This is a genomic window from Actinomadura darangshiensis (assembly GCF_004349235.1).
In the GTDB taxonomy this organism is placed as follows: Bacteria; Actinomycetota; Actinomycetes; order Streptosporangiales; family Streptosporangiaceae; genus Spirillospora; species Spirillospora darangshiensis.
On the sequence record NZ_SMKY01000010.1, the window covers coordinates 47163 to 73883 of the forward strand.

General features: G+C 73.8%; 25 protein-coding genes, 1 tRNA gene and 1 pseudogene. 12 read left to right on the top strand and 15 right to left on the bottom strand.

All coding sequences use genetic code 11. From position 1 onward, the window contains the following. Positions 1–15: 15 nt before the first annotated feature. Positions 16–1146, bottom strand: coding sequence for an EAL domain-containing protein (locus tag E1293_RS04165; RefSeq protein ID WP_243716005.1), 1131 nt, complete (start codon positions 1144–1146; stop codon positions 16–18). 94 nt (positions 1147–1240) lie between these two features. Then, positions 1241–1636, bottom strand: coding sequence for an ABC transporter permease (locus E1293_RS04170; RefSeq protein ID WP_132193962.1), 396 nt, complete (start codon positions 1634–1636; stop codon positions 1241–1243). Positions 1637–1704: 68 nt separating this feature from the next. On the opposite strand from E1293_RS04170, the gene E1293_RS04175 reads away from it, so the two are divergent. The 3 genes from E1293_RS04175 to E1293_RS04185 are packed head-to-tail and all read left to right on the top strand — an operon-like array spanning position 1705 to position 3755. Next, a complete protein-coding gene (locus tag E1293_RS04175) occupies positions 1705–2343 on the top strand; it encodes an AIM24 family protein (RefSeq protein WP_243716006.1) in 639 nt (212 codons plus the stop codon). Beyond that, entirely contained in the window at positions 2343–2996 is a 654-nt protein-coding gene (locus E1293_RS04180) for an AIM24 family protein (protein WP_132193964.1), read from the top strand. The genes E1293_RS04175 and E1293_RS04180 overlap by 1 nt, the downstream gene beginning before the upstream one ends. Positions 2997–2999: 3 nt before the next feature. Next, positions 3000–3755, top strand: coding sequence for an AIM24 family protein (locus tag E1293_RS04185; RefSeq protein WP_132193966.1), 756 nt, complete (start codon positions 3000–3002; stop codon positions 3753–3755). Positions 3756–3792: 37 nt separating this feature from the next. Here the strand turns inward: E1293_RS04185 and E1293_RS04190 are convergent, their stop codons facing one another. Continuing rightward, the gene (locus E1293_RS04190) at positions 3793–4590 is read right to left on the bottom strand and encodes a VOC family protein (protein ID WP_132193968.1); all 798 of its coding nucleotides are present in this window, start codon (positions 4588–4590) and stop codon (positions 3793–3795) included. A gap of 267 nt (positions 4591–4857) precedes the next feature. Here E1293_RS04190 and E1293_RS04195 point away from each other — a divergent pair, with 267 nt between their 5' ends. From E1293_RS04195 to E1293_RS04205, 3 genes are all read left to right on the top strand, one after another. Then, the gene (locus E1293_RS04195; RefSeq protein WP_132193970.1) at positions 4858–6456 is read left to right on the top strand and encodes an ABC-F family ATP-binding cassette domain-containing protein; all 1599 of its coding nucleotides are present in this window, start codon (positions 4858–4860) and stop codon (positions 6454–6456) included. Between the two features lie 116 nt (positions 6457–6572). Continuing rightward, a complete protein-coding gene (locus E1293_RS04200; RefSeq protein ID WP_067886945.1) occupies positions 6573–6785 on the top strand; it encodes a helix-turn-helix domain-containing protein in 213 nt (70 codons plus the stop codon). A 146-nt stretch (positions 6786–6931) separates the two neighbouring features. Beyond that, a complete protein-coding gene (locus E1293_RS04205; RefSeq protein WP_132193972.1) occupies positions 6932–7720 on the top strand; it encodes an enoyl-CoA hydratase/isomerase family protein in 789 nt (262 codons plus the stop codon). A gap of 63 nt (positions 7721–7783) precedes the next feature. Here the strand turns inward: E1293_RS04205 and E1293_RS04210 are convergent, their stop codons facing one another. Then, positions 7784–9718, bottom strand: coding sequence for a Xaa-Pro dipeptidyl-peptidase (locus tag E1293_RS04210; RefSeq protein WP_132193974.1), 1935 nt, complete (start codon positions 9716–9718; stop codon positions 7784–7786). Positions 9719–9901: 183 nt separating this feature from the next. On the opposite strand from E1293_RS04210, the gene E1293_RS04215 reads away from it, so the two are divergent. After that, positions 9902–11854: an ABC transporter ATP-binding protein gene (locus E1293_RS04215; RefSeq protein WP_243716011.1), complete on the top strand. Its 1953-nt coding sequence runs from the start codon at positions 9902–9904 to the stop codon at positions 11852–11854. Between the two features lie 19 nt (positions 11855–11873). On the opposite strand, the gene E1293_RS04220 is transcribed toward E1293_RS04215, so the two are convergent. Beyond that, positions 11874–12842, bottom strand: a complete 969-nt coding sequence (locus tag E1293_RS04220) for a sulfotransferase family protein (protein WP_132193976.1) — start codon at positions 12840–12842, stop codon at positions 11874–11876. 145 nt (positions 12843–12987) lie between these two features. Here E1293_RS04220 and E1293_RS04225 point away from each other — a divergent pair, with 145 nt between their 5' ends. From E1293_RS04225 to E1293_RS04240, 4 genes are all read left to right on the top strand, one after another. After that, the gene (locus E1293_RS04225) at positions 12988–13764 is read left to right on the top strand and encodes an SIR2 family NAD-dependent protein deacylase (RefSeq protein WP_132193978.1); all 777 of its coding nucleotides are present in this window, start codon (positions 12988–12990) and stop codon (positions 13762–13764) included. An 88-nt stretch (positions 13765–13852) separates the two neighbouring features. Further along, positions 13853–14965 (top strand): S66 peptidase family protein, encoded by a 1113-nt coding sequence (locus E1293_RS04230; protein ID WP_243716007.1) that lies wholly within the window; start codon positions 13853–13855, stop codon positions 14963–14965. Further along, a complete protein-coding gene (locus tag E1293_RS04235) occupies positions 14962–15852 on the top strand; it encodes a hypothetical protein (RefSeq protein WP_132193980.1) in 891 nt (296 codons plus the stop codon). Before E1293_RS04230 ends, E1293_RS04235 begins: the two co-directional genes overlap by 4 nt. Before the next feature lie 88 nt (positions 15853–15940). Then, entirely contained in the window at positions 15941–17068 is a 1128-nt protein-coding gene (locus E1293_RS04240) for a glycerate kinase (RefSeq protein WP_132193982.1), read from the top strand. A gap of 8 nt (positions 17069–17076) precedes the next feature. On the opposite strand, the gene yczE is transcribed toward E1293_RS04240, so the two are convergent. Further along, complete coding sequence (gene yczE, locus E1293_RS04245; protein WP_243716008.1) at positions 17077–17703, bottom strand: membrane protein YczE; 627 nt, start codon at positions 17701–17703, stop codon at positions 17077–17079. 94 nt (positions 17704–17797) lie between these two features. On the opposite strand from yczE, the gene yczR reads away from it, so the two are divergent. After that, the gene (gene yczR / locus E1293_RS04250) at positions 17798–19270 is read left to right on the top strand and encodes a MocR-like transcription factor YczR (RefSeq protein WP_132193984.1); all 1473 of its coding nucleotides are present in this window, start codon (positions 17798–17800) and stop codon (positions 19268–19270) included. Positions 19271–19297: 27 nt separating this feature from the next. On the opposite strand, the gene E1293_RS04255 is transcribed toward yczR, so the two are convergent. The 9 genes and pseudogenes from E1293_RS04255 to E1293_RS04295 form a co-directional block, all read right to left on the bottom strand. Further along, entirely contained in the window at positions 19298–19732 is a 435-nt protein-coding gene (locus E1293_RS04255; RefSeq protein WP_132193986.1) for a CBS domain-containing protein, read from the bottom strand. Between the two features lie 135 nt (positions 19733–19867). Further along, the gene (locus E1293_RS04260; RefSeq protein WP_132193988.1) at positions 19868–21481 is read right to left on the bottom strand and encodes a phytoene desaturase family protein; all 1614 of its coding nucleotides are present in this window, start codon (positions 21479–21481) and stop codon (positions 19868–19870) included. Positions 21482–21530: 49 nt separating this feature from the next. Continuing rightward, complete coding sequence (locus tag E1293_RS04265) at positions 21531–23294, bottom strand: SDR family oxidoreductase (protein ID WP_132193990.1); 1764 nt, start codon at positions 23292–23294, stop codon at positions 21531–21533. Beyond that, positions 23291–24136 (bottom strand): M24 family metallopeptidase, encoded by an 846-nt coding sequence (locus tag E1293_RS04270; protein WP_424923593.1) that lies wholly within the window; start codon positions 24134–24136, stop codon positions 23291–23293. Before E1293_RS04270 ends, E1293_RS04265 begins: the two co-directional genes overlap by 4 nt. A 91-nt stretch (positions 24137–24227) precedes the next feature. Further along, the gene (locus E1293_RS04275; RefSeq protein ID WP_132193992.1) at positions 24228–25160 is read right to left on the bottom strand and encodes a metal-dependent hydrolase; all 933 of its coding nucleotides are present in this window, start codon (positions 25158–25160) and stop codon (positions 24228–24230) included. Positions 25161–25319: 159 nt separating this feature from the next. After that, the gene (fdhD, locus tag E1293_RS04280; RefSeq protein WP_132193994.1) at positions 25320–26132 is read right to left on the bottom strand and encodes a formate dehydrogenase accessory sulfurtransferase FdhD; all 813 of its coding nucleotides are present in this window, start codon (positions 26130–26132) and stop codon (positions 25320–25322) included. A 47-nt stretch (positions 26133–26179) separates the two neighbouring features. Beyond that, positions 26180–26371 (bottom strand): DUF3099 domain-containing protein, encoded by a 192-nt coding sequence (locus E1293_RS04285; RefSeq protein WP_132193996.1) that lies wholly within the window; start codon positions 26369–26371, stop codon positions 26180–26182. Between the two features lie 42 nt (positions 26372–26413). Then, positions 26414–26509, bottom strand: a tRNA-Sec gene (locus tag E1293_RS04290). 10 nt (positions 26510–26519) lie between these two features. Then, positions 26520–26721: pseudogene (locus E1293_RS04295) on the bottom strand (AMP-dependent synthetase/ligase); the annotation flags it as partial.

Sequence of the window (26721 nt, forward strand, 5' to 3'; positions counted from 1 at the left end):
TCTCAGCGCCGCCCCTCAGCGGGACATGGCCCGGATCAGGTCGGCCACCCGGACGATGCCCAGGCAGCGGCCCACCTCGTCCACCACCACCAGGTCGTCGTAGACGCGCTCGTCGTCGGCCCCGGCGGCGCGCAGCGCGGCGATCGCCGGGACGGTCCGCGGCACCGGGCGCGGCGGGTCGGCCAGCCGCGCGGCCGGGCGCCGCGCGTGCAGGGCGTGGCCATAGGCGCCCGACAGCTGGAGCAGGAAGCGGGTCCGGTCCACGCTGTGGATCGGCCGCTGCCGTCCGTCCACCAGGACGACGCTGGTGGCGCCGGTCTCCGCGTTCAGCGCGGTGAGCACCTCGCCGGCGGTCGCCGTGTGCGGCAGCGTCACCGCCGGCAGCGTGAACTCCGAGACGCGGGGCCCGAGGCCGGCGCCGGGCCGGGGCGGCGCCGCGTGCTCGCCCGTGACGGGAATGCTGACCGGCATTCCGGGACGCCACTCCGGCGGCGCCAGCGCCGGCCCCTGGACGAGCCTGACCCCGGCCTCCCGCATGTGCACCACCTGGTCGCGCGTCGCCATGCCGGGTGCCAGGACGTGCGTCTCCAGCCGGTGGGCCAGCTCGACCAAGCTCGCCACGAGCGCCGACCGGCGGGGCTCGGTGACCGCGCCGCGGGCCAGTTCGGCGTCGAGCTTGAGCAGGTAGGACGCGCCGTCCGCCAGCAGGTCCAGCGGCGCGTGCGCGGAGCCGAGCCCGGCGGACCCGACGAGGTATCCGGCGCGGCGCAGCGCCGCCAGGGCGGCGGCGACGGCCGGGCGCCGGGCGGGCGGGAACCCGCCGGCGACGCAGAGGATGATCTCCTGCGGGCGCCGGCCGGTCTCGCCGAGGCCGTGGTGCAGCTCGCCCAGCAGGTCCTCGCCGGACGCGAGGGTCTCGGCGTGCAGCCCGATCTGCAGCGGCAGCGGGGTGCCGAGGTCCGCGGCGGCGCGGGCGGCCTCGACGGCGCGGCGCACGTCCTCGGACGCCGGGTCGAACCGGACCGGGACGCGGGACGGCGCCGTCTGCGCCTCCACGGCGACGACGGCGCCCGTGCCGAGGTCGACCACGGGGTGGAACACGGCCCGGGCCGGGAGGAGGGCATCGAGGGTCTCGATGGCGGACACACGCGCATCATGCCGTCCGCACGACCGCGAAACCACACTTGTCAGGCGAAGTTAACCCACAATTCGCACCGGCGCACGGGCCGGAAGCGGCAGGTCACAGGCCGCGGCCGCCCGCCAGCGCCGACAGCAGGTAGGTCGCGCCGGCGACGGCGGCGAGCCAGGCGTAGGCGGTGATGTCGGCGCCGCGCAGCGACTGGACGACGAGCGCGCCGACGACCGCGACGGTCAGCACGTCACCGGTCATCGCGGCGGCCCGCAGGTGGGCGCGGGCCCGGGTGCCGGAGCCGAAGCCCTCGCTGAGCGGCAGCGCCGGCTCGTTGCGCCGGTAGGCGAGGTAGGCCGCGTACCCGGCGAGGGCGGCGAGCGCGATCAGGGCCGTCCCGGACCGCCCGTCGGCGGCCAGCACGGCCCCGACCACCACACCGGCGCCGAGGACGAGCCCTGGCACGGCCCACCGGCTGACACTGCGGCGTTCGGGAGCGATCCACATGGGGTTCATCCTTCCCGATCCGCGCTTGCGGCGGACCCGCAACGCGCCGGGCTGTATCTTCTCGCTTCGTGGCGCAATTTCGGTTGAACGGCTCGAAGATGCTCGCCGTCGACCTCGGCGGCGAGACCATCAGGGCGCTGAACGGCTCCATGGTCGCCTACGAGGGGCAGATGGCGTTCAAGCGGCAGGGGGTGACGGGCGGCGAGGGCCTGCGCGGCGCCCTCAAACGCAAAATCGCCGGCGAGGGCATGACGCTCATGGAGATCAACGGGCAGGGGACGGTCTACCTGGCGAGCGAGGCGACGGAGGTCACCCTCGTCCAGCTCACCGGCGACACGCTGTTCGTGGAGTCGGAGAGCCTCCTCGCCCTCGACGGCAGCCTGCAGACGGGCGTCCACTTCGTCGGGCTGCGGGGGATGGGCACCGGCCAGGGCCTCGCCACCACGAAGGTGGACGGGCACGGCACGGTCGCGGTCCTGTCCGACGGGCCGGCGATCGCGCTGGAGGTCACACCGCAGACGCCGCTGTGCGTCGACCCGCACGCCTACGTCTGCCACCACGGGCAGCTCCAGCAGGACGTGGTCACCGACGTCAACTGGCGGACGGTGATCGGCCAGGGATCGGGGGAGAGCGTGCAGTTCCGGTACCACGGGCACGGGCTGGTCTACGTCCAGCCGGCCGAGCGCGGCGGGATTCTGGAGATCTGATGCCCGGCTACCAGTCGATCAACTCCAAGATGCTCCAGGTGCCGGTCGGCCCGGGGCAGGAGGTCTACAGCAAGCGCGGCGCGATGCTCGCCTACACCGGCCCGGTGTCGTTCGCGCCGACCACCACCGCCGGGCACGGCGTCGGCGGCGCCCTCGGGCGCGCCGTCGCCGGCGAGCACAGCGCGATGATGCACGTCACGGGGCAGGGCAGCGTGATGTTCGGGCACGGCGGGCTGCACGTCACCGTCGTCGACCTGAACGGCGCCGACACCCTGTACGCCGAGGCCGACCGGCTGCTGGTGCACGACGCCTCCCTCCAGGTCGGGACGATGTTCATGGGCGAGCAGGGCGGCGTCCGCGGCATCGTGCGCGGCGCGGTCAGCGGGCAGGGCCTGTTCACCACGACGCTCATGGGGCGCGGCTCGTGCGCGCTGCTGTCGCACGGCGGCGTGATGGAGCTGCCGATCAGCCCGCAGCGTCCCGTCCACGTCGACCCGCAGGCGTACGTGGCGCACCGCGGCCAGGTGGAGAACAAGCTCACCACGGCGGTGGGGCTGCGCGAGATGATCGGACGCGGCTCCGGCGAGGGCTTCCAGCTGCAGCTGAGCGGCTCCGGCGTCGTCTACGTCCAGGCCAGCGAGAGGAAGATCTGACCCGTGAGCACGTTCGGCACGCAGACCTGGAACCCGCACTCGCTCCCGGCCAACGACAACGTCAACCCCTACGCCTTCAGCGTCGACCTCAACGGGCAGTGGTTCGCGCAGAAGGGCAAGATGATCGCCTACTACGGGCAGATCAGGTTCGAGGCGCTGTCGGCGGGCCCGCTGGACTCCCTCGTCGCGCACACCTTCAACTCGCCGCTGTACGCGCAGGACTGGATCGTCGCGCAGGGGCAGGGCAAGCTGCTCCTCGCCGACCGCGGGTTCGACGTCAACTCCTTCGACCTGGAGAACGGGAACCTCACCGTCCGGGCGGGGAACCTGCTGGCGTTCGAGCCTGGCCTGGAGCTGAAGCAGTCGATCATCCCCGGGTTCCTGACGCTGATCGGCACCGGGCGGTTCGTGGCCGCCTCCAACGGGCCCGTCCACTTCGTGGAGCCGCCGATCAGGATCGACCCGCAGGCGCTGCTCGGCTGGGCCGACTGCCCGTCGCCCTGCCACCACTACGACCACTCCTACATGCGCGGGGCGTTCGGCGCCGCCCGGATGGTCTTCGGGATCGGCGGCTCGTCCGGCGAGGAGCACCAGTTCGACTTCACCGGGACGGGCACCGTGCTGATGCAGTCGTCGGAGGCCGTGATGAACGAGGACGTCCTGCTGCGCGACCTGGAGGGCCAGATCGGGCTGGTCGGCACCTCCGGTCTCCAGCGCCTCCAGCGGACGATCACGCAGCGGCTCTCGTCCAGCGGCTGACCCGGGGGCCCGGACAGCCGGGCCCCCGGGGCACGCGTCACGCCTCCGGTTCGGGCGCCGGCCTCATCACGTGGAACGGGACGCCGAACGGGTCCCGGACGGCCGCCGACCGCCCGTACGGGCTGTCCTGCGGCTCGGAGTCGACCGTGCCGCCGCCGGCGCGGACCCTGCGGACCGCGTCGTCGGCGTCATCGACGGCGAAGTAGGTCAGCCAGGACGCGACCGGGTCGCCGCCGCCGCCGAGGACGGTCTCGGAGCCGCCGAGGATGCCGCCGATGTAGCGGCCGTCGCCCGCCCGGCGCAGGACCTTGTAGTCCATGCCGCCCGGGACCGGCTCCAGCTCGTAGCCGAACACCGTCCGGTAGAACTCGCCCGCCGCCTCCGCGTCGGGCGCGGCCAGCTCGTTCCACACGAACGAGCCCGCGTCGTTGACGATCCTGGAGCCCACGTGGGCGCGGCCCTGCCAGAGGCCGAACTGGGCGCCCTGCGTGTCCGCGACGATCGCCATGCGGCCGAGGTCCATCACGTCCATGGCCGGGACGACGACCTCCCCGCCCGCGTCCGTGACGCGCTTGACGAGCCCGTCGCAGTCGTCGGCGGCGAAGTAGACGTTCCACCAGTACACGTCCGGCTGGTCCTCGGGGTTCGCCATCATCCCGGCGACGGGCTCTCCGCGCAGCGTGCAGAGGTTGTAGTGCCCCGCCTCCTCGCCGGTGTCCTGGAACTGCCAGCCGAGCAGCGTCCCGTAGAACGTCTTGGCCCGGTCCAGGTCCGGGACGCCGATGTCGAGCCAGTTCGGCGTACCGTCCGGCGCGTTGCTCGTGACGTCGGTCATCGGACTCACACTCCTTCGTGCCGGGGCCGCAGGCCCCGTTCGCTGTCCGTCGCACGCCCGCCACTTCCCATCCTGGCCCCCGGTGCGGCGTTCACACATCGCGCGCGCCGCAATCGGCATGGCCGGGAGCGGCCTGGCGGTCGCGTACACTGGACGGATGGTTCCGCTCCCGAACTGACAGGCCCCGCCCAGCGCGCCACGTGACCGTGTGGCGCGCTGTTTCGTGCGCCTGTCCCTCGAGCCGTCCGTCAGGGGAGCCCTGTCACTGTGATCATCGCGAAAGACATCGAGCTGCGCGCCGGGTCCCGGCTGCTGATCGAGGCCGCCACGTTCCGGGTCAACCCCGGCGACCGGGTGGGCTTCATCGGCCGCAACGGCGCCGGCAAGACCACCCTCACCAAGGTGCTGGCGGGGGAGGCGCTGCCCGCGCAGGGCGCCGTGACGTCCTCCGGCACGATCGGCTACCTGCCGCAGGACCCGCGCGACGTCGACCTGGCGGAGCTGGCCCGCGACCGGATCCTGTCGGCCCGCGGCCTGGACGAGGTGATCCGCAAGCTGCGCGCGGCCGAGGACGCGATGGCGACCGCGACGGGCGCCGACCGCGACAAGGCCGTCCGCCGGTACGGGCGCCTGGAGGAGCGGCTGCACGTCCTCGGCGGCTACAGCGCGGAGGCGGAGGCGGCCTCCATCGCCTCCAGCCTCGGCCTGCCGGACCGGGTGATGACCCAGCCGCTCGGGACGCTGTCGGGCGGGCAGCGGCGCCGCGTCGAGCTGTCCCGCATCCTGTTCTCCGGCGCCGACACGCTGCTGCTGGACGAGCCCACCAACCACCTCGACGCCGACTCCATCGTCTGGCTCCGCGACTTCCTGAAGGGCCACCAGGGCGGCCTCGTCGTGATCAGCCACGACGTGGAGCTGCTCGATGCGGTGGTCAACCGGGTGCTCCACCTGGACGCCAACCGCAGCGTGATCGACATCTACAACGTCGGCTGGAAGAAGTACCTCGACCAGCGCGAGACCGACGAGCGGCGCCGCAAGCGCGAGTCGGCCAACGCGCACCGGCAGGCGTCGACGCTGCTGTCGCAGGCCGACAAGATGCGCGCCAAGGCCACCAAGGCGAAGGCCGCGCAGCAGATGGACCGGCGCGCCCGGCAGCTCCTCGCCGGCGTCGAGGGCGAGCGGCAGGCCGACAAGGTGGCCAAAATTCGCTTCCCGGACCCGGCTCCGTGCGGCAAGACCCCCCTCACCGCGGAGGGTTTGTCGAAATCGTACGGATCTTTGGAGATTTTCACCGACGTGGACCTGGCCATCGACCGGGGCAGCCGCGTCGTCATCCTCGGCCTGAACGGGGCCGGGAAGACGACCCTGCTGCGCCTGCTGGCGGGCGTCGACAAGCCCGACACGGGCGGGGTCGTGGCCGGGCACGGCCTGCGGATCGGCTACTACGCGCAGGAGCACGAGACCCTGGACGTGGAGCGGTCCGTGCTGGAGAACATGCAGGCGGCCGCGCCCGGGATGATGCCGGTCGAGGTCCGCAAGATCCTCGGCTCGTTCCTGTTCTCCGGCGACGACGTCGACAAGCCCGCGGGCGTGCTGTCCGGCGGCGAGAAGACCCGGCTGGCGCTGGCGATGCTCGTGGTGTCGAGCGCGAACGTGCTGCTGCTGGACGAGCCCACCAACAACCTCGACCCGGCCAGCCGCGAGGAGATCCTCGGCGCGCTCCGGACGTTCGCCGGAGCCATCGTCCTGGTGACCCACGACGAGGGCGCGGTCGACGCGCTCACGCCGGAAAGAGTGATTTTGCTCCCGGATGGGGTGGAAGACATCTGGAGTGACGAGTTTGCCGATCTGGTGGCGCTCGCGTGACCTGCGCGGTGACTTCCGCAGATCTTTTCTGGCCGAGTGGGTAGCCGAACCGGCGGGAATGACTGATCATGGCGGGGGATAACGCAGCGGTCACCACATCACTACGGGAGGTACTCGTGGCCGAGACCCTTAAGAAGGGCACCCGCGTGACCGGTGCCGAGCGCGACAAGCTGGCGTCGGACCTCAAGAAGAGGTACGACTCCGGTGAGAGCATCCGCGCCCTGGCAGCCGCCACCGGCCGCTCGTACGGTTTCATCCACCGGATTCTGACCGAGTCCGGCGTCAACCTGCGCGGTCGCGGCGGCGCGACCCGGGGCAAGAAGTCCTGAACGGACAACGGCCCCCGGATGAGCGCACCGCCTGACCCGGCGCCGCGACCGGCCGAGTAAGGTTCGGTCGCGGCGGCGGACAGGTTCCGGGTCCCGCCCCGTGGACGGCGGGGCGGGCCCGGTTTGCTCATCGGAAGGAACCACCCATGGGGGACGCGACCACGACCACCGGGCCGGCGGAGGCGGAACTCGCCGAGGCCGGTCTGCGGCTGGAGCTGGACGGGGCGGTCGCGACCGTCACCCTGAACCGGCCGGAGCGGCGCAACGCCATGACGTTCGCCACCTGGCGCGGCCTCGCCGCGATCGGGCGCTCCCTCCCCGCCGGGGTACGGGTCGTCGTCCTGCGGGGCGAGGGCCCGAGCTTCTCGGCGGGCATCGACCTCGGCATGTTCTCCGGCGGCGGCGAGGGCTTCGCCGACGGCGCCGACGCCGAGGCCACCGACCGCTTCATCGCGGAGCTGCAGGAGGGCTACACCTGGCTCCGGCGCCCCGACATCGTCACCGTCGCGGCCGTGCAGGGCCACGCCATCGGCGCCGGCTTCCAGCTGGCACTGGCCTGCGACATCCGCGTGATCGCCGACGACACCGGGTTCTGCATGAAGGAGCCCGCGCTCGGGCTCGTCCCCGACCTGACCGGCACCAAGCCGCTCGTCGAGGTCGTGGGCATCGGACGGGCGCTGGAGCTGTGCCTGACCGCCCGGACGGTCCGCGCCGACGAGGCGGCCAGGATCGGCCTCGCCGAGACCGTCGTCCCGCGCGACGCCCTGGACGGCGCCGTCCGCGACCTGGTGGAGGCCCTGCTCGCGGTCAACCCCGGCGCGACCGTGGCGACCAAGCGGCTGCTGTGGCAGGCCGCCGAGAACACCCTGGACGAGCAGAGCGCCGCCGAGCGCCGCGAGCAGATCGGCCGCCTCCGCGAGATGTTCGGCAAGTGACCGGCCGGGCCGGGGACGAGAACCGCCCCCGGCCCGGCACGGCGCTACTTCAGTGCCTCCCGTTCAGTGCCTCCCGTTCAGTGCCTCCCGGCCGCCTCGTGCGAGCGGCAGCAGGACCCTGCTGACGCCCGGCTGGACGGTGACCTCGGTCCCGGCCGGGTAGCGGAGCGTGTAGTCGTAGTCGGTGGACAGCACGATCACGCCGAGCCGGTGGCCGGCCTTGACGACGTAGTCGGTGGGTTCGAAGTCCCACCGGAACGCGTAGGTCCTCCCGGGCTTGATCGGCTCGGTGCGGCTGAAGCCGTGCCGGTTCCGCGCGTCCAGCCACCCCCTGGTGATGATCTTGTAGGGGGCGGTCTCGGTCGCGAGCTCCTGCCGGGTCGTGCAGCCGGAGTCGCCCGGCACGCTCTCCCCGTAGCAGACCTCCTGGCCGGTGTTCACCCGGGCGCCCGTCGGGCGCGCGTCCGTGCCGTAGTCGACCAGCAGCGCCGTCAGGTACGGCGACCGGCCGTCCAGCGAGGCCCGCACGGACATCGACGGGACGCCGTCCACCCGGACCGCCTCGGGCAGCGGCCCGGTCAGGTAGGCGAGCCGGTTCGGGTCGGCCTGGTCCTCGTTGGCGAGCAGCTGCTCGGCCGTGCGGGTCTTGCCCGCGTCCGCGAACGACTGCGCCGCGCCGTGCCGGGGCCGGAGGCCGAGGGTGCCCGGCTGTCCGGACGCCCCGGCGTTCAGGCTCAGCGGCACCGTGCGGGTACCGGGGACGGGCCAGTCCTTCGCCGTCTCCCACGACCCGTCCGCGTGCTGGACGTCGACCTTCGGCTCCTTCTCGATCCCGTTGCGGATGCCGTACAGGTACCGGTCGAACCAGTGCAGCGTCTGCCGCAGCCACTCCTCGACCCGCCAGCGGAACGGCGTCGAGTGGTTGCCCTGGTGCAGCCACAGCTTGCGCGGCACGCCCGCCTTTTTGAGGGCGTTCCACCACTGCACCGAGTTCTTGATCTTCACGTTCCAGTCGTTGAGCCCGTGCACGACCATGACGGCGGCGCGCACGTCGCGCGCCTGCCCGACGTAGTCGCGTTCGGCCCACACCTTGGAGTAGTCGCCGGTCTCGCGGTCCTGCGCCGCCTCGATGCCGTCGATGACCTTCGCGCAGACCTCGGGGTTCCGCCGGGTCAGCACCGCCTTGGCGAGGACGTCCAGGTCCTCGCCCTGGAAGCCGCCGGGCGCGACCACGCCGCCGCCCGCGCGGTAGTAGTCGTACCAGCTGGAGATCCCCGCGATCGGGACGATCGCCTTCAGCCCGTCGACGCCGGTCGCCGCGGCCATGTTCGGCAGCGTCCCGTCGTAGGACTGGCCGATCATCCCGACGTTGCCGGTCGACCAGGTCGCCCGGACCGGCGTCCCGTCCGGCGCCCAGCCGCGGGCGCGGCCGTTCAGCCAGTCCACCGCGGCCTTGGCGCCCGCCTGCTCGCTGCGGTCCCCGGACGTCGGGCAGCCGGTCGAGCCGCCCGTCCCGATGCTGTCGAGGTCGGCGACGGCGTAGCCGCGCGGCAGGAAGTAGTTGTCGTAGTAGCCGGGGAAGATCTCGGCGAGGTTCCGCTTCGTACTGGTCAGCGAGCGGGCCTGGGCGTCCCCGATGTCGACCGGGTGGTTGGGGACGTCGTTGATCCCGGCCCAGTACGGGCTGGGCTCCAGGATCGTCGGCACCTTGAGGCCGGCGGTGCCGGTCTCCTTCGGGCGCATGATCCGCAGCTGCACGCGGTCGCGCACGCCGTCGCGGTCGCTGTCGGCCGTCGTCTCGATGTTCACGGTCTGGGTGACGGCGTCGGCGCGGGAGAACACGGGCTGCGTCTCGCCGCCCCGTACCGTGACATGGGGGGTGCCGGGTCTCGCGGGGCCGGCCGCCGCGGCGGCCGGTGCGGTCGCGGCGGTGAGCGCGGCGGCGAGCGCTGCGGTGAGGGTGATCACTCCGGCGCCGCCGGTGAGGCGTCTTCTCATGGGGGCTCCTGGGGGGTGTGAGCCTGGGGTGGTGATCACGGTTACACCGGCGGGGCGGGTTGTCCAGAGCCATTACGCCGTGAGCGGAGCCGGGAAGCGCGGCGGGCGCGGAGGCGTTGTGCCCGCCGGATACTGAGATGCTTACTTGATTACGTCGAAACTCATTCGGAGGCGCTCGTGGGAATGCCGGGGATGCCGGGCAACGGCTGGCAGGTGATGGCCTCGTTCCGCAGGGACGGCTCCGTCACCCGGCAGAAGCTCCCGCCCGGCACCGTGGGGCGGATCGCCGGGTACGCCCGTCCCTACATCCGCGAACTGGTGCTGTTCCTCGCGCTGAACTCGCTGTCCGCGCTGATCGTCGTCGCCAACCCGCTGCTGCTGAAGGGGATCATCGACCGCGGCATCGTGCCGGGACGGCAGAGCCTCGTCATCTGGTTCGCCGCCGCCGTCGCCGGGCTCGCCCTGGTGGAGGCCGTGCTCGGGCTCGTCCAGCGCTGGTACTCGGCCCGCATCGGCGAGGGGCTCATCTACGACCTGCGCAGCCAGGTGTTCGCGCACGTCCAGCGGCAGCCCGTCGCGTTCTTCATGCGCGCGCAGACCGGCTCGCTCGTCAGCCGCCTCAACAACGACGTCATCGGCGCGCAGCGCGCCCTCACCACCACCCTGTCGTCGGTGGTGTCCAACGTGATCAGCCTGGTCCTCGTGCTGGTCACGATGCTGGTGCTGTCGTGGCAGGTCACGCTGATCGCGCTGCTGCTGCTCCCGATCTTCATCCTGCCGGCCAAGTGGGTCGGCAAGCGGCTGCAGCGGGTCAGCCGCGAGCAGATGGTGCTGGACGCCGAGATGGGCTCGCTCATGACCGAGCGCTTCAACGTCGCCGGCGCGATGCTCGCCAAGCTGTACGGGCGGCCCGCCGAGGAGGAGGACAACTTCTCCCGCCGCGCCGCCCGCGTCCGCGACATCGGCGTCATCGCCGCCATGTACGGGCGGGTGTTCTTCACCGCGCTGACGCTGGTCGCCGCGCTCGCCACCGCCATGGTCTACGGCGTCGGCGGCTACCTGGTCGTGGACGGCACCCTCCAGCTCGGCACGCTCGTCGCGCTCGCCACCCTGCTGACCCGCATGTACGGGCCGCTCACCGCGCTGTCCAACGTCCACGTCGACGTGATGACCGCGCTCGTCAGCTTCGACCGGGTCTTCGAGGTGCTCGACCTCAAGCCGCTGATCCGCGACCGCGACGGCGCCCGGGCGCTCGCCGAGGCCCGGCAGCCGTCCGGGAACGGGTCGGGGCCGTCCCTGACCAAGGCGCCGGCGATCGAGTTCGACCACGTCCGGTTCGCCTACCCGGCGGCGGACGAGGTGTCGCTGGCCTCGCTGGAGTCGATCGCGCGCATCGACGCCTCGCCCAGCAAGGAAGTCCTGTTCGACGTCGACTTCACCGCTCGCCCGGGGCAGCTCGTCGCGCTCGTCGGGCCGTCCGGCGCGGGCAAGTCGACGATCACGCACCTGGTGTCGCGGCTGTACGACGCGTCCGGCGGCGCGGTCCGGATCGGCGGCGCCGACGTCCGCGACGTCACCCTCGAATCGCTGCGCGCCGAGATCGGCGTGGTCAGCCAGGACGCGCACCTGTTCCACGACTCGATCCGGGAGAACATGCGCTACGCCCGTCCGGACGCCGCCGACGAGGAGATCCTCGCCGCGCTGGACGCCGCGCAGATCGGCGGCCTCGTCGCCGCGATGCCCGAGGGCCTGGACACCGTCGTCGGCGACCGCGGCTACCGGCTGTCGGGCGGCGAGAAGCAGCGGCTCGCGATCGCCCGGCTGCTGCTGAAGGCGCCGTCCGTCGTCGTGCTGGACGAGGCGACAGCGCACCTGGACTCCGAGTCCGAGGCGGCCGTGCAGCGGGCGCTGCGCACCGCCCTCGCCGGCCGGACGTCGCTGGTGATCGCGCACCGGCTGTCCACCATCCGGGAGGCCGACCAGATCCTGGTGATCGACGACGGCCGGGTCGCCGAGCGCGGCCGGCACGAGGAGCTGCTGCTGGAGGGCGGCCTCTACGCCGAGCTGTACCGCACCCAGTTCGCGCAGCAGCGCGACGAGGTCCGGCAGGCCGAGCCGCTGGGCGCCCCCGAGTAGGAGCCCGGCCGGGCGGGGCTCAGGCGCCGGAGCCGACCCCGTAGCCGAGGCGGCGCAGTTCGGTGCCGGCGACCTTCTCGACCTGGGCGGCCTGCCGCGGAGTGAGGCGCTCGCGCCACTGCCCGACGCCCGGGTCGCCCGCGTCCCGGGCCCCGATGGGCACCAGGCCGGTGAGGGCCGTCTTGGAGAGCGGCGCGTCCAGGTACTCCGACAGCTCGGCGCCGACGCGCCGCGGCCTGGCGACGAGCTCCTCGTAACGGACGGTGAGCAGCTGGTCCTCGGGGACCTGCTGCCGCAGCTTCGCGCTGAGCCGCACCGAGCCGCGCCACCGCAGCGCGCACTTGACGGCGGTGGCCGCGCGCGGCCACCGGTTCCGGTCGGTGTGGTCCTCGACGCCGAAGAACGGGTTCGGGAAGACCGTGTCGAGGTTGGCGAGGCCGGGCTTGAACCAGGCGAGGCAGCGCTCGTCGGCCAGCATGTCGGCGACCGCGTCCCGGCCGTCCCGGATCACCTGGACGAGCTGGGCGTCGGGGAAGGCGTCCAGCAGCACGTCGGCGCTGTAGATCAGGTCGGGGGAGGCGTCGGCGAACCGGGCCAGCCCGCGCGGCTCCACGCACGGTTCCGGCAGGTCGGAGTCGTGCGCGGGACGGTCCGCCGGGACGTCCGGCCGCGGCGGCAGCCCGGCCAGCTCGCGGCATTCCCGCGGGCACTCCGCGCAGGCGCGCGCCGACACCTGCCACGCCTGCGCGTAGGCGTCGCGCAGGACCCGCGCCGCGCCCTTCCCGCGCTCGGTGGCGATCGAGGGCTGCCGCGCGAACGCGTAGGTGACGCGCAGGACGCCGTGCCGCCCGGTCGTGAGGTGGAAGCCGGGGGAGCGTTTGACCGCACGCGCCAGCAGCTCCGCACCCGAGTGCGGAGCGCCCAGGATGAACACCGGGCGGCGGACCTTGGTGCCGTTGATCACCAAGATGTGCGGCGTCGATCTCATACCGGGCCAAGTTTGTCACCTTTTGCGGCCAGGTCGGTCCGTGACCCTCCGTAAAGGGGCGGGCCGATACCCATCCGTTAGCGAGCGCGGACCGGTCCGTTAACCGGACCGATCGCCGGACCGGGGCCGCCGGCCGGGACCTACCATGTGGAGGGTGGACGCTCCCATGACGCTCGCCGAACTTCTGCCGAAGGCCGAGGCGATCACGGTGCTCACCGGCGCCGGAATCTCCACCGACAGCGGGATCCCCGACTTCCGCGGCCCGCAGGGTGTCTGGACGAAGGACCCCGCGGCGGAGGCGATGTCCACGATCGGCGCCTACCTCGCCGACCCCGAGGTGCGGCGCCGCGCCTGGCGCGCCCGGCGCGACAACCCCGTCTGGGACGCCGAGCCGAACGCCGCGCACCGCGCGCTCGCCGAGCTGGAGCGGGCGGGCCGGCTGCGCGCCCTGATCACCCAGAACATCGACGGGCTGCACCAGCGCGCCGGCTCGTCCGCCGCCAAGGTCATCGAGATCCACGGCACCATGCGGGACGCCGTCTGCCTGTCCTGCGGCCTGCGCACCCCGATGCCGGAGATCCTCGCCCGCGTCGACGCCGGCGAGGACGACCCGCCCTGCGCCGAGTGCGGCGGCATCCAGAAGTCCGCGACGATCTCCTTCGGGCAGGCCCTCGACCAGGACGTCCTGGACGCCGCGATCATCGCGGCCCGGTCCTGCGACCTGTTCGTCGCCGCCGGCACCTCGCTCACCGTGCAGCCCGCCGCCGGGCTGTGCCTGGAGGCGGTCGACCACGGCGCCCACCTGGTGATCGGCAACGCGGAGCCGACCCCGTACGATGGGCTCGCCGACGCGGTGCTGCGCCGGCCGATCGGCGAGACGCTGCCGCGCCTCGCCGGCCTCGCGCTCGGCACGGCGCGATGATCTGTTTGCGGGTCGTGACCGGTCGCCTCTTCCGCTGGCGTCCGGATCCTGACAAGCTCTATCCGTCGCGGTGCGAGGAGGGATCGGGTTGAACAGCGGGGGCGCCCGCGCGCAGGCGGCCCACGGGCCGTCCGACGCGCCCGCCGTCGGCATGCCCGGCGGTCCGCGGCAGGCGCGAAAGGCCCGCAGGTACGGGCGGTTGCGGCCCGGCGACCGGGTCTCGGTGATCGCGCCCAGCGGTCCCGCCGAGCCCGGCCGGCTGGAGGCCGGCTGCGCCGTCCTGCGCGACCTCGGCCTTGACGTCGTGGTCGGAAAGCACGCCCTCGACCGAGTCAACCTCGGCCCGCCCGGGGCCGCACGCGGCGACTGGCACCGGCTCGCCGGAAGCGACGCCGACCGGGCCGCGGACCTGCAGGCCGCCTGGTGCGACCCGCGCGTCCGCGCGGTGGTCTGCGCCCGGGGCGGCTACGGCGCCACCCGCGTCCTGGACCGGCTCGACTGGGACGCGCTGCGCACCGCGACCGAGGCGTCCATCGGGTCCGGCGGCCCGAAGATCCTGCACGGATCCAGCGACATCACCGCCCTGCACACCGCTTTTGGAACGCGCCTGGGCGTCACCACGTCGTTCGGCCCCATGCCCGCGGGCATGATCGCCGACCTCGACCCGGCCGCCCCCGACGCCAACCTGGACGGCCTGCGCGCCGCCCTGTTCGGCGGCACGGGTTCCGGCGCCGTGACCCTCCCCGGTACCCGCGTGCTGCGGCCGGGACGCGCGGAAGGCCCGCTCACCGGCGGCACCCTGTCGCTGCTGACCGCCGTGCTCGGCACCCCGTACGCCCCGCCGCCCGCCGCGGGCCGCATTGTCTTCCTGGAGGACGTCACCGAGGCGCCCTACCGGGTCGACCGGATGCTCGTCCAGCTCCTCCAGGCGGGCTGGTTCGCCGGCGCCGCCGGGGTGGCGCTCGGCTCCTGGAAGGACTGCGGCGACCCCGCCGAGCTGGACTCGGTGTTCGCCGCGCGGCTCGGCCCCCTCGGCGTCCCGGTCCTCGCCGGCGTCCCCGCCGGGCACGGGCCGCGGCAGCGTACGCTCGAACTGGGCGCCCCCGCCCGCCTGCAAGCACCCGACCCCGCAGATCCGCACCCCGCCGTGCCGGACCCCGGCGCGCTCACCCTCGAAGCGCCCTCGGGAGGTGCGCGATGAGCGGCCGCCATGCCCGTCCCGAACCCTGGGACGACGGGACCCTCGACTCACTGCTCGTCCTCGTCGCCGAGAGCCTCGGCTACGCCTGCAGCCCCGCGCCCGGCGAGGTGATGCTGCTGGAGGGCGCGAACCGGCTGCACGTCAGCCTGCGCGACCTGCGGCAGCTCGCCCGGCTCGTCCCGCGCGACGACTGGCCCGCCCTGGTGTCCGACCACGTCACCACGATCGTCACCGCGGTCGAGGAGCCGCTCGACCTCAGCGACTTCGACCTCGCCCAGCACCTGCTGCGCACCCGCATCTACCCGGCGGAGGCCGACAACGGCGTCCTCGCCGCCCGGCCGTTCGCGCCCGGGCTGATCGAGGTGGTCGTGGTCGACACGCCCACCACCGTCCGGACGGTCACCACCGAGGAGATGGACGGCTGGCCGGTGTCCGGCGACGCGCTGTTCATGCTGGGCCGCGCCAACGTCCGCGCCGACGGGCACCTCCAGCTCGACGAGCAGGACCTCGGCGGCGTCCGCGTCTCCGTCCTGCACGGCTGGACGTTCTACGCCGTCACGCACCTGGCGTGGCTGGAGGAGTACCTGCCGATCGGCCCGTACGGAGCGCTGGTCATCGCGCCGAACCGCAGCCTCATCGTCGCGCACCCGCTCCGGATCACCGAGGGCCACCCGAGGGCGCGCTACCGCGAGGCCGTCGCGGCGGCGACCGAGCTGCACGCGCAGGCCCAGCGCGCCTACGAGGAGGGCCCCGGGTCGCTCAGCCCGCACCTGTACTGGTGGCGCGCCGGCGAGCTGACCTACCTGGAGACGCGGTACGAGGGCGAGTCGCTGGTCCTGCCGGAGGAGTTCGCCTCCGTCCTGGCCACGCTCGCGGCCGAGCGATGACCGCGGTGGAGCGGCGGCGGAGCGAGGATCACCGCCCGGCCGGCTTCGGGGCTCCTGAGGGCGTCCCCCGGGCGGTGAGGGGGCACTGATGCGCGTTGTCGTGGCGCCCGACTCCTTCAAGGGCAGCCTGTCGGCGGCGGCCGTGTGCGCCGCCGTCGAGGCGGGCGTCCGGCGGGCCGTGCCGGGCGCCGAGGTGGTCGCGGTGCCGATGGCGGACGGCGGCGAGGGCACCCTCGACTGCTTCCTCAGCGCCAGCGCGGGCGACGCGATCGAGGTGGCCGCCACCGACCCGCTGGGGCGTCCGGTGAAGGCGCGCTACGCCCTGTCGGGGGACGGCCGGTCCGCCGTGGTGGAGCTGGCCGCCGCGTCCGGGCTGCCGCTGGTCGAGGAGCTGCCGCCCGACCCGATGAACGCCGCCACCACCGGCACCGGCGAGCTGATCGCGGACGCGGTCCGGCGCGGCGCCCGCGACGTCCTCGTCTGCATCGGCGGCAGCGCCAGCACCGACGGAGGCACCGGGCTGCTGCGCGCCCTCGGCGTCCGCTTCCTGGACGCCGCCGGCGCGGAGCTGCCGCCGGGCGGCGGCGCACTGGCCCGCCTCGCCTCGATCGACGACTCCGGCGTCCCGGACGAGGTGCGCGCCACCCGGTTCCGGGTCGCCTGCGACGTGACCAACCCGCTCGTCGGGCCGGACGGCGCCGCCGCCGTGTTCGGCCCCCAGAAGGGCGCGTCCCCCGGCCAGGCCGCCGAGCTGGACGCCGCCCTCACCGTCTTCGCCGACGTACTCGCCGCGCACGGCGGCACCCGCGTCCACGACCTGCCCGGCGCGGGGGCGGCCGGCGGCACCTGCGGCGGCCTCGTCGGCGTGCTCGGCGCCGAGCCGTCCGGCGGCGCGCTCCTCGTCGCCGAGGCGGTCGGGCTGCCGTCCGCGCTCGCCGGCGCCGACCTGGTCGTCACCGGGGAGGGCCGCGTGGACGGGCAGAGCGCCGCGGGCAAGGTGGTCTCCGCCGTCGCGGCCCTCGCCCGCGGCCGCGGCACCCCGTGCGTCGCCCTGGCCGGAGGCGTGGCCGGGCCGCTGGACGAACTGCACGCGCTCGGCCTGACCGCCGCGTTCAGCCTCGCCGACGGCCCGCGGACGCTCGCCGAGCTGAAGGCGGACGCCGCGCCGCTCCTGGCGGCCGCCGCGGAGCAGGCGGTCCGCCTCTTCGCCCGGTAGCGGTACGGCTAGCGGGCGCCGGCGGGCTCCGGTTCCGGTGCGGGCTCGGCCGCCGGGCGCTTGATCGTCAGGACCGGGAGCAGCGCGTGGGTCAGCGGCCCGATCGCGACGGCGTACAGGAGCGTCCCGATGCCGACGGTGCCGCCGAGCAGCCACCCGGCCGCCAGCACGGTCAGCTCGATCGCCGTCCGCACCACCCGGATCGAGCGGCCCCGCGCCGCCAGGCCCGTCATCAGCCCGTCGCGCGGGCCGGGGCCGAGCCCGGCGCCGATGTAGCAGCCGGTGGCGAAGCCGCCCACGAGGACGGCCGCGACCAGGTACGCCCACCGCGCGGCGAGCGCGCCCGGATCGGGCAGCAGCCACAGGAACAGGTCCGCGAAGACGCCGACCAGGACGACGTTGCTGATCGTCCCGATGCCGGGCCGCTGCCGCAGCGGGATCCACGCGAGCATCACGAGCACGCCCGCGATGATGATCCACGCGCCGATCGACAGCCCGAGCCGCCGGGAGAGGCCCTGGTGGAAGACGTCCCACGGGTCGTTGCCGAGCCCGGACGACACCTGGAGCGCGATCCCGAGACCGTACAAGGCCAATCCGACATAGAGTTGCACCAGGCGGCGCGCCATCAAGGCCATTTTCGTGCTCCAAGTGATGAGTGGCCATCGTTCTCGACCACTCTGCCGTGAAGTGGCCTGGAGAATGCAGGGCCAATATGCGAAAGTGGCTTGTATGAGCACGCGCTATGTGAGCGGTCCCCACCTGGCCAAACTGCTGGGCGATGTGTCGCGGGAGCGTCCGGTGTACGCGGCACTGGCCCGCTCGGTGCGGGGCCTCGTCCTGGACGGGCGGCTCGCGCTGCGGACCCGGCTCCCCGCCGAACGCGACCTGGCCGCCGCCCTCGGCGTCAGCCGCACCACGGTGACGACCGCCTACGACCGGCTCCGCGACGAGGGCTACGTCGAGAGCCGGCAGGGCGCGGGCAGCTGGACGGCGCTGCCCCCGGTCCGCATGGCGTCGGCGGAACCGCGGCCCGCGGCCGCCGTCCCCGCCGGCCGGTTCGGCAGGGCCCGCCCGGCGCCGGACGACCCGTCCTTCATCGACCTCGGCTGCGCCACCCCCGGCGCTCCCGCGATCTTCGAAGAGGCCGTCGCCGCCGCCGTCGCCGAGCTGCCGCGCTACAGCTCCGGCCCCGGCTACGAACCCGCCGGGCTGGCGGGCCTGCGGCAGGTCATCGCGGACGGCTATACGGCCCGCGGCGTGCCCACCCGCGCCGACCAGATCGTCGTCACGACCGGCGCGCAGCACGCGTTCACGCTGCTGTCGCAGCTGCTCGTGGAGGCGGGCGACGCCGTCATGGTCGAGCGCCCCACCTACCCGCACGCGCTCGGCGCGCTCCGCCGCCGCGGCGCGCGGCTCGTCCCGGTCGGCGTCAACGAGGGCTGGGACGTGGAGCTGGCCGCGGGCGCCATGCGGCAGGCCGCCGTCCGGATGGCGTACACGATCCCCGACTTCCACAACCCGACCGGGTATCTGATGTCCGCGGACGACCGGGCGGCGCTGGTCGACGCCGGACGGCGCGCCGACGCGTTCCTCGTCGCCGACGAGACCTTCGCCGAACTCGCCCTCGACCCGGCGGCGCCGCGCGTGCCGCCGCTCGCGTCCTATGACGCGGGCGGGCGCGTCGTCACGATCGGGTCGGCGTCCAAGCTGCTGTGGGGCGGGCTGCGGATCGGCTGGATCCGCGCCACCGCGCCGCTCGTGCGCCGCCTGGTGCTGGCCCGCGAGCCGTTCGACATGGCGAGCCCGGTCCTCGACCAGCTGATCGTCCAGCAGCTGCTGCAGCGGGTGGACGAGGTCCGCGCCGAGCGCGCGGAGAGGCTGCGGCGCGGCCGGGACGCGCTCGCAGGGGCGCTGCGCGAGCTGCTGCCCGGCTGGGAGTTCCGGCTCCCCGAGGGAGGCATGTCGCTGTGGGCGCGGATGGGCGCGCCCGTCGCCTCTCGGCTCGCCGAGACGTCCGAGCGGCTCGGCGTCCGCGTCGTCGCCGGGCCGGTGTTCGGCACCGACGGCGTCCTGGAGGACTACGTCCGGCTGCCGTACGTGCTGCCGCCGGACACGCTCCGCCTGGCGGTCGAGCGGCTCGCCGTCGCCCACCGCGAGGCCGAGGCGGCGCCGGCCGCTCGCCCGCTGCCCGCCTACGTCTGAGGGCCCTGGTTGATCAGGCCCTGTCGGTCAGGGGGCGCGCTGGATGTAGTCGACGAGGTGCTCGCGCTCGCTCTCCAGCTCGTCGATGGCGCTCTTGACGACGTCGCCGATGCTGACGATCCCGGCGAGCCGCCCGTCGTCGACGACGGGCATGTGCCGGAACCGGTGCTCGGTCATGGTGCGGCGCAGGTCCTCGACCTGGTCGCCCGGTCCGCAGCTGCGGACCTCGGAGGTCATGATGTCGGACACGGGACGGTCGAGCAGCGCCGCGCCGTGCTCGTGCAGCCGCCGCACCACGTCCCGCTCGGAGGCGATCCCGGTGATCGCCGCGCCGTCGGGGGAGACCACCGCCGCCCCGATGTTGTGCTCGGCCAGGACGGCGAGCAGCTGCCGCACGGTGGCCTCGGGCCGTACCGTGGCCACCGCGTCTCCCTTCCTCCGCAGGATGTCGCGAATCCGCATGCCTCACGCTCCGGTGCCGGTTCGGACCCTGGGACGACGGCCGCCCGGGGCGGGGGCCGATCGCCGGGCTTGTTCCTGCCAAGGTCGCATATGCCGGCGTCCGGGGAAACCCCGAGCCGGTAAACCCTCCCTCCGTCAGGGGGCGAGCAGGCGGGACAGGGCGTTGAGGGCCGGGGTGAGCAGGAGGCCGCCGGCGCCGGCGTGGGCGAGGGCGGCCCGGGCGGCGTTGGCGCCGCACGCGCCGTGCACGCCGCCGCCGGGGTGCGCGGACGCCGACGCCAGGTAGAGGCCCGCGACCGGCGTCTCGGCGCGGCCCAGCCCGGGGACGGGACGGAACACGAACTGCTGGTGGACCATCGCGGTGCCGCCGTTGAGCGCGCCGTTGCGCAGGTTGGCGTCGTGGTCCTGGAACGCGGGCGGCGCGATGACGCGGCGGTCGGTGATGCGGGAGCGGAAGCCGGGGGCGCGGCGTTCCACGACGTTCTCGACGCGGTCGGCCATGGCGGCCTGCTCGCGTTCGTCCCAGCCGCCGGTGATGCCGTCGGGTCCGGCGTCGGCCTTCACTTCGTGGGGGACGTGCGTGTAGGCCCAGACCGACTCGGTTCCGGCGGGGGAGCGGGTGGGGTCGGCGGTCGTCATCTGGCCGAGGAGCGCGAACGGTTCCGCCGGGACGCGGCCCGTGGCGAGGTGCGTGCTGTAGTCGGTCATCGCGTCGAGGCCGGGGGAGAGGTGGACGGTACCGGCCCGTCCCGCATCGGGGGACGCCCAGGGGATGGGCCCCGACAGCGCCCAGTCGACCTTGAAGGTGGCGTGGTCCCAGTCGAAGCGGCGCATGTCCGCGCGGACCGAGCCGGGGAGGTCGGCCCAGCCGACCAGGCCGCCGTAGAGGGCGGGTGCCGACACGTCCGCGAGCACGGCCCTGGTGGCGCGCACCGGTTCGCCGGACGCGGTGCGGACGCCGAGCGCGCGCCCGTCGCGGACGACGACCGACGCGACGGGCGTGTCGCAGCGGACGCGTCCGCCGCGCGCCTCCAGCCGCCGCACGAGCGCCGCCGTCAGCTCGCCCGCGCCGCCCTCGGGGACCGGCCACCCGTCCCGCTGCCCGATCATGGCGAGGAGCCAGCCGAACACCGACCCGGCCGTCGTCTCGGGGAACATGTCGGTGTGCAGCGCCGCCCCGGCGAGCAGCAGCGGCCCGCCGGGCCCGGCGAACTCCTGCTCGCCGAGCGTGCGGACGGGCGCCAGCAGGGAGCGCAGCACGCGCAGCCCGCCCGCGCGGTGCGCCGACGCCGCCAGCGGGAGCGCGGCCCGGACGGGCGGGAACGGGGTGAACAGGGCGCGCAGGACGTCGTCCCCCATCTCGTCCCACAGCCCGCAGAGCCGCAGCCACGCCTCGCCGTCGCCCTCGCCGAGCGCGTCGAGGTTCCCGGCGGTCGCGTCGCGGTCGCGTTCGAGGACGGCGCAGCGCCCGTCCGGCAGCGGGTGCGCGAGGACGGCCGGCGCGTGCCGCCAGCGCAGCCCATAACGCTGGAGGTCCAGCGCCCGCATCACGGGCGACGCGACGCCGAGCGGGTAGAACGCGCTGCACAGGTCGCTGACGTAGTCGGGGTGGACGCCCCGGTCGCTGCGCACGGCGCCGCCCGGCTCGGGCTGCGCTTCGAGCACCTCCACGTCCCAGCCGGCGTCGGCCAGCATGTTGGCCGCGACGAGGCCGTTGTGCCCCGCGCCGACGACCACGGCGTCCGCCATGTGCACCGCCTCCCGGTGATCACCCTACGGGTACCCGGGCGGGCGGCGTTCAGCCCACGTCGAGCTTCGCCAGGAGCCGCATCACACCCGGCGCCGCACGGGATGCCAGGTAGCTCAGCCGCGCCTCCGGCGTGACGGGGACGACCGCCCGGTCGGTGCGGACGGCGGTGACGATCTGCTCCGCGACCCGCTCCGGACCGTAGTTGCGGCGGGCGTAGGCGCGGGCCGCCCTCCGCCGGCTGCGAGCCTCCTCGTCCTGGCCCTGGCCGACGAAGCGGGACGTCCGGGTGATGTTGGTGTTGACGATGCCGGGGCAGATGGCGCTGACCCCGATGCCCTTGCCATTCAGTTCGGCGCGCAGGCACTCCGTCAGCATCAGCACGGCCGCCTTGCTCGTCGCGTAGGCGGGCAGCGTGCGGGACGGCGTGAAAGCGGCGGCCGACGCCGTGTTGACGATGTGGCCGCCCTGCCCGCGCTCCACCATCTGCTTGGCGAAGAGCCGTGAACCGTGGACGACGCCCCACAGGTTCACGTCCAGGACCTTCTGCCAGTCCTCGGCGGTGTGGTCGAGGAAGGCTCCGGCCATGCCGATCCCGGCGTTGTTGACGACGACGTCCGGTACCCCGTGCTCGTGCATGACGGACTTGGCGAAGTCCTCCATCGCGGCGGGGTCGGACACGTCCACCCGGAACGCGTGCCCGGGCGGGCCGACGAGGCCCGCGAGTTCGGCGGTGCGCTGGGCGGTGGCCAGGTCGAGGTCGGCCGCGACCACCTCGGCGCCCTGCTCGGCGAAGGCGAGCGCGGTCTCGCGGCCGATGCCGCTGCCCGCGCCGGTGACGACGACGAGGGAGCCCTCGAACGTGCGCCGGTCGCCGGCCACTCTGGCGCGGTCGAGCGCGCGCGACTCGGTGGCGCTGAGCGGGCCGCCCCGCACCCCGGTGATGTGCTCGGTGATCCAGCGGGCGACGACGTCCGGGTGGCTGCGCGGCACCCAGTGCCCGGCGGCGATCGGCCGCAGCGACAGGTTCGGGACGCGCCCGGCGAGCCCTCCCACGAGGTGCGGCGAGACGAACAGGTCCTTGGTGGGGACGATGACCTGCGTCGGCACGTCGGTGCGCCGGTCGCGCGGGCGGCGCAGGCGCTGCAGCATGTTCGCCCGGTAGAGGGCGACCCCGGCCGCGGCGTCGCGCGCCATCGTCCGCGCCGGGTGGCCGGCGCGGGACGGGACGCCCTCGCCCAGCTCCAGGGCCTTGGTGAACGGCTTCGCCATCCCGGCCCGCCACAGCAGCTCCGGCAGGAGCGGGGTCTGGAAGAAGTAGATGTACCAGGACCGGGCGCCCTGCCCCGCCGCCCGCCGCAGGTTGGCCGGCGTGGGACGCGCCAGGTTCCGCCGCATCCAGTGCGCGACGTGGTCCAGGCACGGCCCGGACATCGAGGTGAACGAGGCGAAGCGGTCCGGCATCGTGCAGGCCGCCTCCCACGCCTGGATCGAGCCCCAGTCGTGCCCGACCAGGTGCACCTTGCGCTCGGGCGCGGTGGCGTCCAGCACGGCCGCCATGTCGGCCATGAGGTAGTCGAAGGTGTAGCGCTTGCGCCCGAACGGCCGCGACGACGCGCCCGCTCCGCGCACGTCGTAGCGGACGACGTGGAACCGCTCGGCGAGCCGCCCGGCGACCTCGTCCCAGACCGCGTGGGTGTCGGGGTAGCCGTGGACGAGCAGCACGGTGGGCCGCGACCGGTCGCCCTGCTCGTAGACGGCGAGGTCGACGCCGTCCCCCCGGACGCGCCTCCTGCTGACGGGTGGGGGTGTCATGTGGTCGTCTCCCGTCGGGCCCAGCGGTGCACGTGGGGCAAATCGTCGTCGAGCCAGTGGGCGCCGTCCTCGGTGACCACGAGGATCTCCTCGAACTTGACGCCGACGCCGCGGAACCCGATGTGGGGCTCGACCGCCCACAGTCCGGGCGTCGGGGGGTGCTGCGACTGCGCGGCCCCGTTCCAGAGCGGGGAGCGCCCCTCCAGGCGCTCCTTGACCAGCTCGCGGCCGATGGTCTGGAGGAACCGTACACCGAACGGGAATCCCACGCGCTTGGGGAGGATTCCGCCGATGATTCCGACCTGGTGGCCGATGACCCGCCCCGGGTACTCGCTGTGCCGGTTCTGGTAGCCCTGGCGCTCGATGAGCGCGTCGACCTCGGCGTAGATCGCTGCGAACGTGCGGCGCTCGCGGACCAGGTCGAGGATGAGCGTCCGGTAGGCGGCGAGGTCGGCGTCGAGCCGCTCCCAGATCCGGTTCCCGCCGAGGACGCCGCCGTAGCCGATGTCGGCGGAGTAGCCGTCCTTCACGGGCGCCATGTCGAGGATGTACGGCATCCCCTCCTCCAGCCGCGTCCCGCTGGGCAGGAACTGCGTCGGCACCTTGAAGCCGCGGAACGCCGACCGGTCGCCGAACCAGGCGAACGGTGTGTGCAGCCAGTCGTCGACGCCGCGTTCGCGCAGCCACCGGCGCATGCGGCGGCAGGCCTCGCGCTCGGTCACGCCCGGTTCGAGCGTGCCGGCGACCTCGTCGGCGCACCGGTAGCACAGCCGCTGGACGGCACGGAATCGCTCGAGCTCCGCCTCGTCGTGCACGCGGGCGAGCGCCACTTTATTGGACACGCTGTTAATAAATCGCCGTTTCGTCCCCCGGTCAAGGGCTCACGACGTGACGCGCGCCACCGCCGGCGCGCGGCCCCGCGGTGGTGCGGGGCTAGTACGGGTCGTAGCCCGCGGCCTTCGCGGCGGGCGACCGCATCAGGTACTCCAGCGCGCGGGGCGTCGAGCAGACCTTCGAGGGATGGTGGCCCGGCTTGAGGTAGACGGGCGCCTCGCCGAGCAGCAGCCGGAAGATGCCGGGCACGTGCCCGCGCCGCACCGACCGCCGGTAGGAGCGGTACACCCGCAGCGGCGTCACCCGCCGCTTGATCGTCGGGTCCTGCTTGAGCAGGTACAGCGAGCCGCCGATCAGCGCCCAGTACAGGAAGAACAGCGACACCACCCAGGCCGCGACGCGGGTCGGGTAGCGCCCGCCCACGGCTCGGTACACGTCGAACACCACCGACCGGTGCTCGACCTCCTCGGCGCCGTGCCAGCGCAGCAGGTCCAGCATCGTCGGGTCCACGCCGGCCTTGTCGAGCCGGTCGTTGTCCATGATCCACTGGCCGAGGACGGCGGTGTAGTGCTCGATCGAGGCGACCGCGGCCAGCTCGAACCGCAGCCGGCGCCGCCACGCCCGCGGGTTGCGCTCCTTCAGCGCCGCCATCTGCGCGGGCCGCTCGGCGTTGCCCCGGCCCGCCACGTCCGTGATCTTGGAGACGTCGATCCCGGCGCGCTCCAGGATCTGGTCGAGGACGCCCTGGTGGGAGCGGGCGTGCACCATCTCCTGCCCGATGAACCCCTTGATCTCCTCCAGCAGCCGCTCGTCCCGGATGTGCGGGCGCGCGTCCTTCACGCACTGGACGAACCACTTCTCGCCCTCGGGCAGGACGATGTGGAACGAGTTGATGATGTGCGTGGCCACCGGGTCGCCCGGCACCCAGTGCAGCGGCGTCCCCGACCAGTCGAAGGAGACGCGCCGCGGCCTGATCGGCGGGTGGCGCTCGTCGATGGACGCCGGTCCGCCGTCCGACTGGGCCCTCGTCATACGGTCCTCGCCTCCACACGGCGGCTCCGCGCGCGGAGCGGGGTGCACGCGCGCGTACGCCGTTGGGGCAGCAGTCAACTCCCGTTGAGGGACGGTTTCTTGAGGGCAACCCAACAAGTTACCGGTTGGTTTTCGGCTCGTGATGACAACTCGGGGCCGTCACCGGCCGATACGCTCCGCCCCCGCGTAGACGTTCATGGTCTCGCCGCGCAGGAACCCGACGAGGGTCATCCCGGCGTCCGCGGCGAGGTCCACGGCCAGCGACGACGGCGCCGACACGGCGGCGAGCACCGGCACGCCCGCCGCCATCGCCTTCTGCGTCAGCTCGAACGACGCGCGCCCGCTCACCATCAGCACCGTCCCGGCGAGGGGCAGCCGCCCTTGCCGCAGCGCCCATCCGACGACCTTGTCGACGGCGTTGTGCCGGCCGACGTCCTCGCGCACCGCCAGCAGCTCCCCGCCGGCGCCGAAGAGGCCGGCCGCGTGCAGCCCGCCCGTCCGGTCGAACACCCGCTGCGCCTCGCGCAGCCGTCCGGGCAATGCCGCGAGCAGCTCCGGCGTGAGCCGCACGGGATCGCCCGCGAGCTCGTAGGGCCGGTCCGAGCGCAGCGCCTCGATGCTCGACTTCCCGCACACCCCGCACGCGCTCGTCGTCGTGAACGCCCTGGTCACCGAGTCGTCCGGCGGGGGAACGCCCGGGGCGAGCACGACGTCGAGGGTGTTCTGCTCCTCGGTGTCGGCGCAGTACCGCATGGTCGCGAGGTCCGCGGCCCGCCCGATCACGCCTTCGGCCGCCAGGAACCCGGCGACCAGATCGAAGTCGTGCCCCGGCGTGCGCATCGTGATCGTGAGCGGCTTGCCCGCGACGCGGATCTCCAGCGGCTCCTCCACGGCGAGGGTGTCGGGCCTGCTTCCCAGCGCCCCGGACGTGCTCAGCCGCAGCACGGGCCTGCGCACGGTGATCCGCCCCATGGCCTCGACGGTACCCCGGAATCCGGCCGTTGACGAAGGAAGTCCGGTCAGTCCCGGCGGTCGGTGCGGTCGATGTTCCAGTTCGCCACGATCGCCGCGAACGGCGGGATCACTAGCGCCACCACCGACATGGCGACCGCCGCCGCGTGCGAGTACAGCCGCACCACGGCCCAGGCCAGCACGAACAGGGTCAGGCACGTCCCCATCATGACCCCGTAGGCCACCTTGCGCCCCCTCATACCCCCACGCTACGTCGCGCCGGGGGAGCCGGGGGGAACAGGTGGCGGAGGCGTGCGGGAATCGAACCCGCCGTCCCGAGATGCTCGGGACCGTCGGCTTTGAAGGCCGGGGAGGCCACCAGGCGCTCACACGCCTCCGCGGATGATCTTAGCCGGTGTAGAGGGCGTCGAGGGCGTCCGCGTACTTGGTGTGGACGACGCGGCGCTTCAGCTTGAGCGTGGGGGTCAGCTCCTCGCTCTCGGCGGTCCACTCGGCGGGCAGCAGCCGCCACTTCTTGACCTGCTGGACGCGGGCGAGGCGGGTGTTGGCGTCCTCGACGGCGCGGGCGACCTCCTCCAGGACGAGGGGG

What these genes read in the sequence shown, in the direction of transcription:
- E1293_RS04235 (WP_132193980.1), top strand. Translation starts at nt 14,962, where the DNA reads ATGAGCGGCCGCCATGCCCGTCCCGAACCCTGGGACGACGGGACCCTC.
- E1293_RS04265 (WP_132193990.1), bottom strand. Translation starts at nt 23,294, where the DNA reads ATGACACCCCCACCCGTCAGCAGGAGGCGCGTCCGGGGGGACGGCGTC.
- E1293_RS04275 (WP_132193992.1), bottom strand. Translation starts at nt 25,160, where the DNA reads ATGACGAGGGCCCAGTCGGACGGCGGACCGGCGTCCATCGACGAGCGC.
- yczR (WP_132193984.1), top strand. Translation starts at nt 17,798, where the DNA reads ATGAGCACGCGCTATGTGAGCGGTCCCCACCTGGCCAAACTGCTGGGC.
- E1293_RS04180 (WP_132193964.1), top strand. Translation starts at nt 2,343, where the DNA reads ATGCCCGGCTACCAGTCGATCAACTCCAAGATGCTCCAGGTGCCGGTC.
- E1293_RS04240 (WP_132193982.1), top strand. Translation starts at nt 15,941, where the DNA reads ATGCGCGTTGTCGTGGCGCCCGACTCCTTCAAGGGCAGCCTGTCGGCG.
- E1293_RS04215 (WP_243716011.1), top strand. Translation starts at nt 9,902, where the DNA reads ATGCCGGGGATGCCGGGCAACGGCTGGCAGGTGATGGCCTCGTTCCGC.
- E1293_RS04205 (WP_132193972.1), top strand. Translation starts at nt 6,932, where the DNA reads ATGGGGGACGCGACCACGACCACCGGGCCGGCGGAGGCGGAACTCGCC.
- E1293_RS04220 (WP_132193976.1), bottom strand. Translation starts at nt 12,842, where the DNA reads ATGAGATCGACGCCGCACATCTTGGTGATCAACGGCACCAAGGTCCGC.
- E1293_RS04285 (WP_132193996.1), bottom strand. Translation starts at nt 26,371, where the DNA reads ATGAGGGGGCGCAAGGTGGCCTACGGGGTCATGATGGGGACGTGCCTG.
- E1293_RS04210 (WP_132193974.1), bottom strand. Translation starts at nt 9,718, where the DNA reads ATGAGAAGACGCCTCACCGGCGGCGCCGGAGTGATCACCCTCACCGCA.
- fdhD (WP_132193994.1), bottom strand. Translation starts at nt 26,132, where the DNA reads ATGGGGCGGATCACCGTGCGCAGGCCCGTGCTGCGGCTGAGCACGTCC.
- E1293_RS04255 (WP_132193986.1), bottom strand. Translation starts at nt 19,732, where the DNA reads ATGCGGATTCGCGACATCCTGCGGAGGAAGGGAGACGCGGTGGCCACG.
- E1293_RS04170 (WP_132193962.1), bottom strand. Translation starts at nt 1,636, where the DNA reads ATGTGGATCGCTCCCGAACGCCGCAGTGTCAGCCGGTGGGCCGTGCCA.
- yczE (WP_243716008.1), bottom strand. Translation starts at nt 17,703, where the DNA reads ATGGCCTTGATGGCGCGCCGCCTGGTGCAACTCTATGTCGGATTGGCC.
- E1293_RS04190 (WP_132193968.1), bottom strand. Translation starts at nt 4,590, where the DNA reads ATGACCGACGTCACGAGCAACGCGCCGGACGGTACGCCGAACTGGCTC.
- E1293_RS04225 (WP_132193978.1), top strand. Translation starts at nt 12,988, where the DNA reads ATGTGGAGGGTGGACGCTCCCATGACGCTCGCCGAACTTCTGCCGAAG.
- E1293_RS04260 (WP_132193988.1), bottom strand. Translation starts at nt 21,481, where the DNA reads ATGGCGGACGCCGTGGTCGTCGGCGCGGGGCACAACGGCCTCGTCGCG.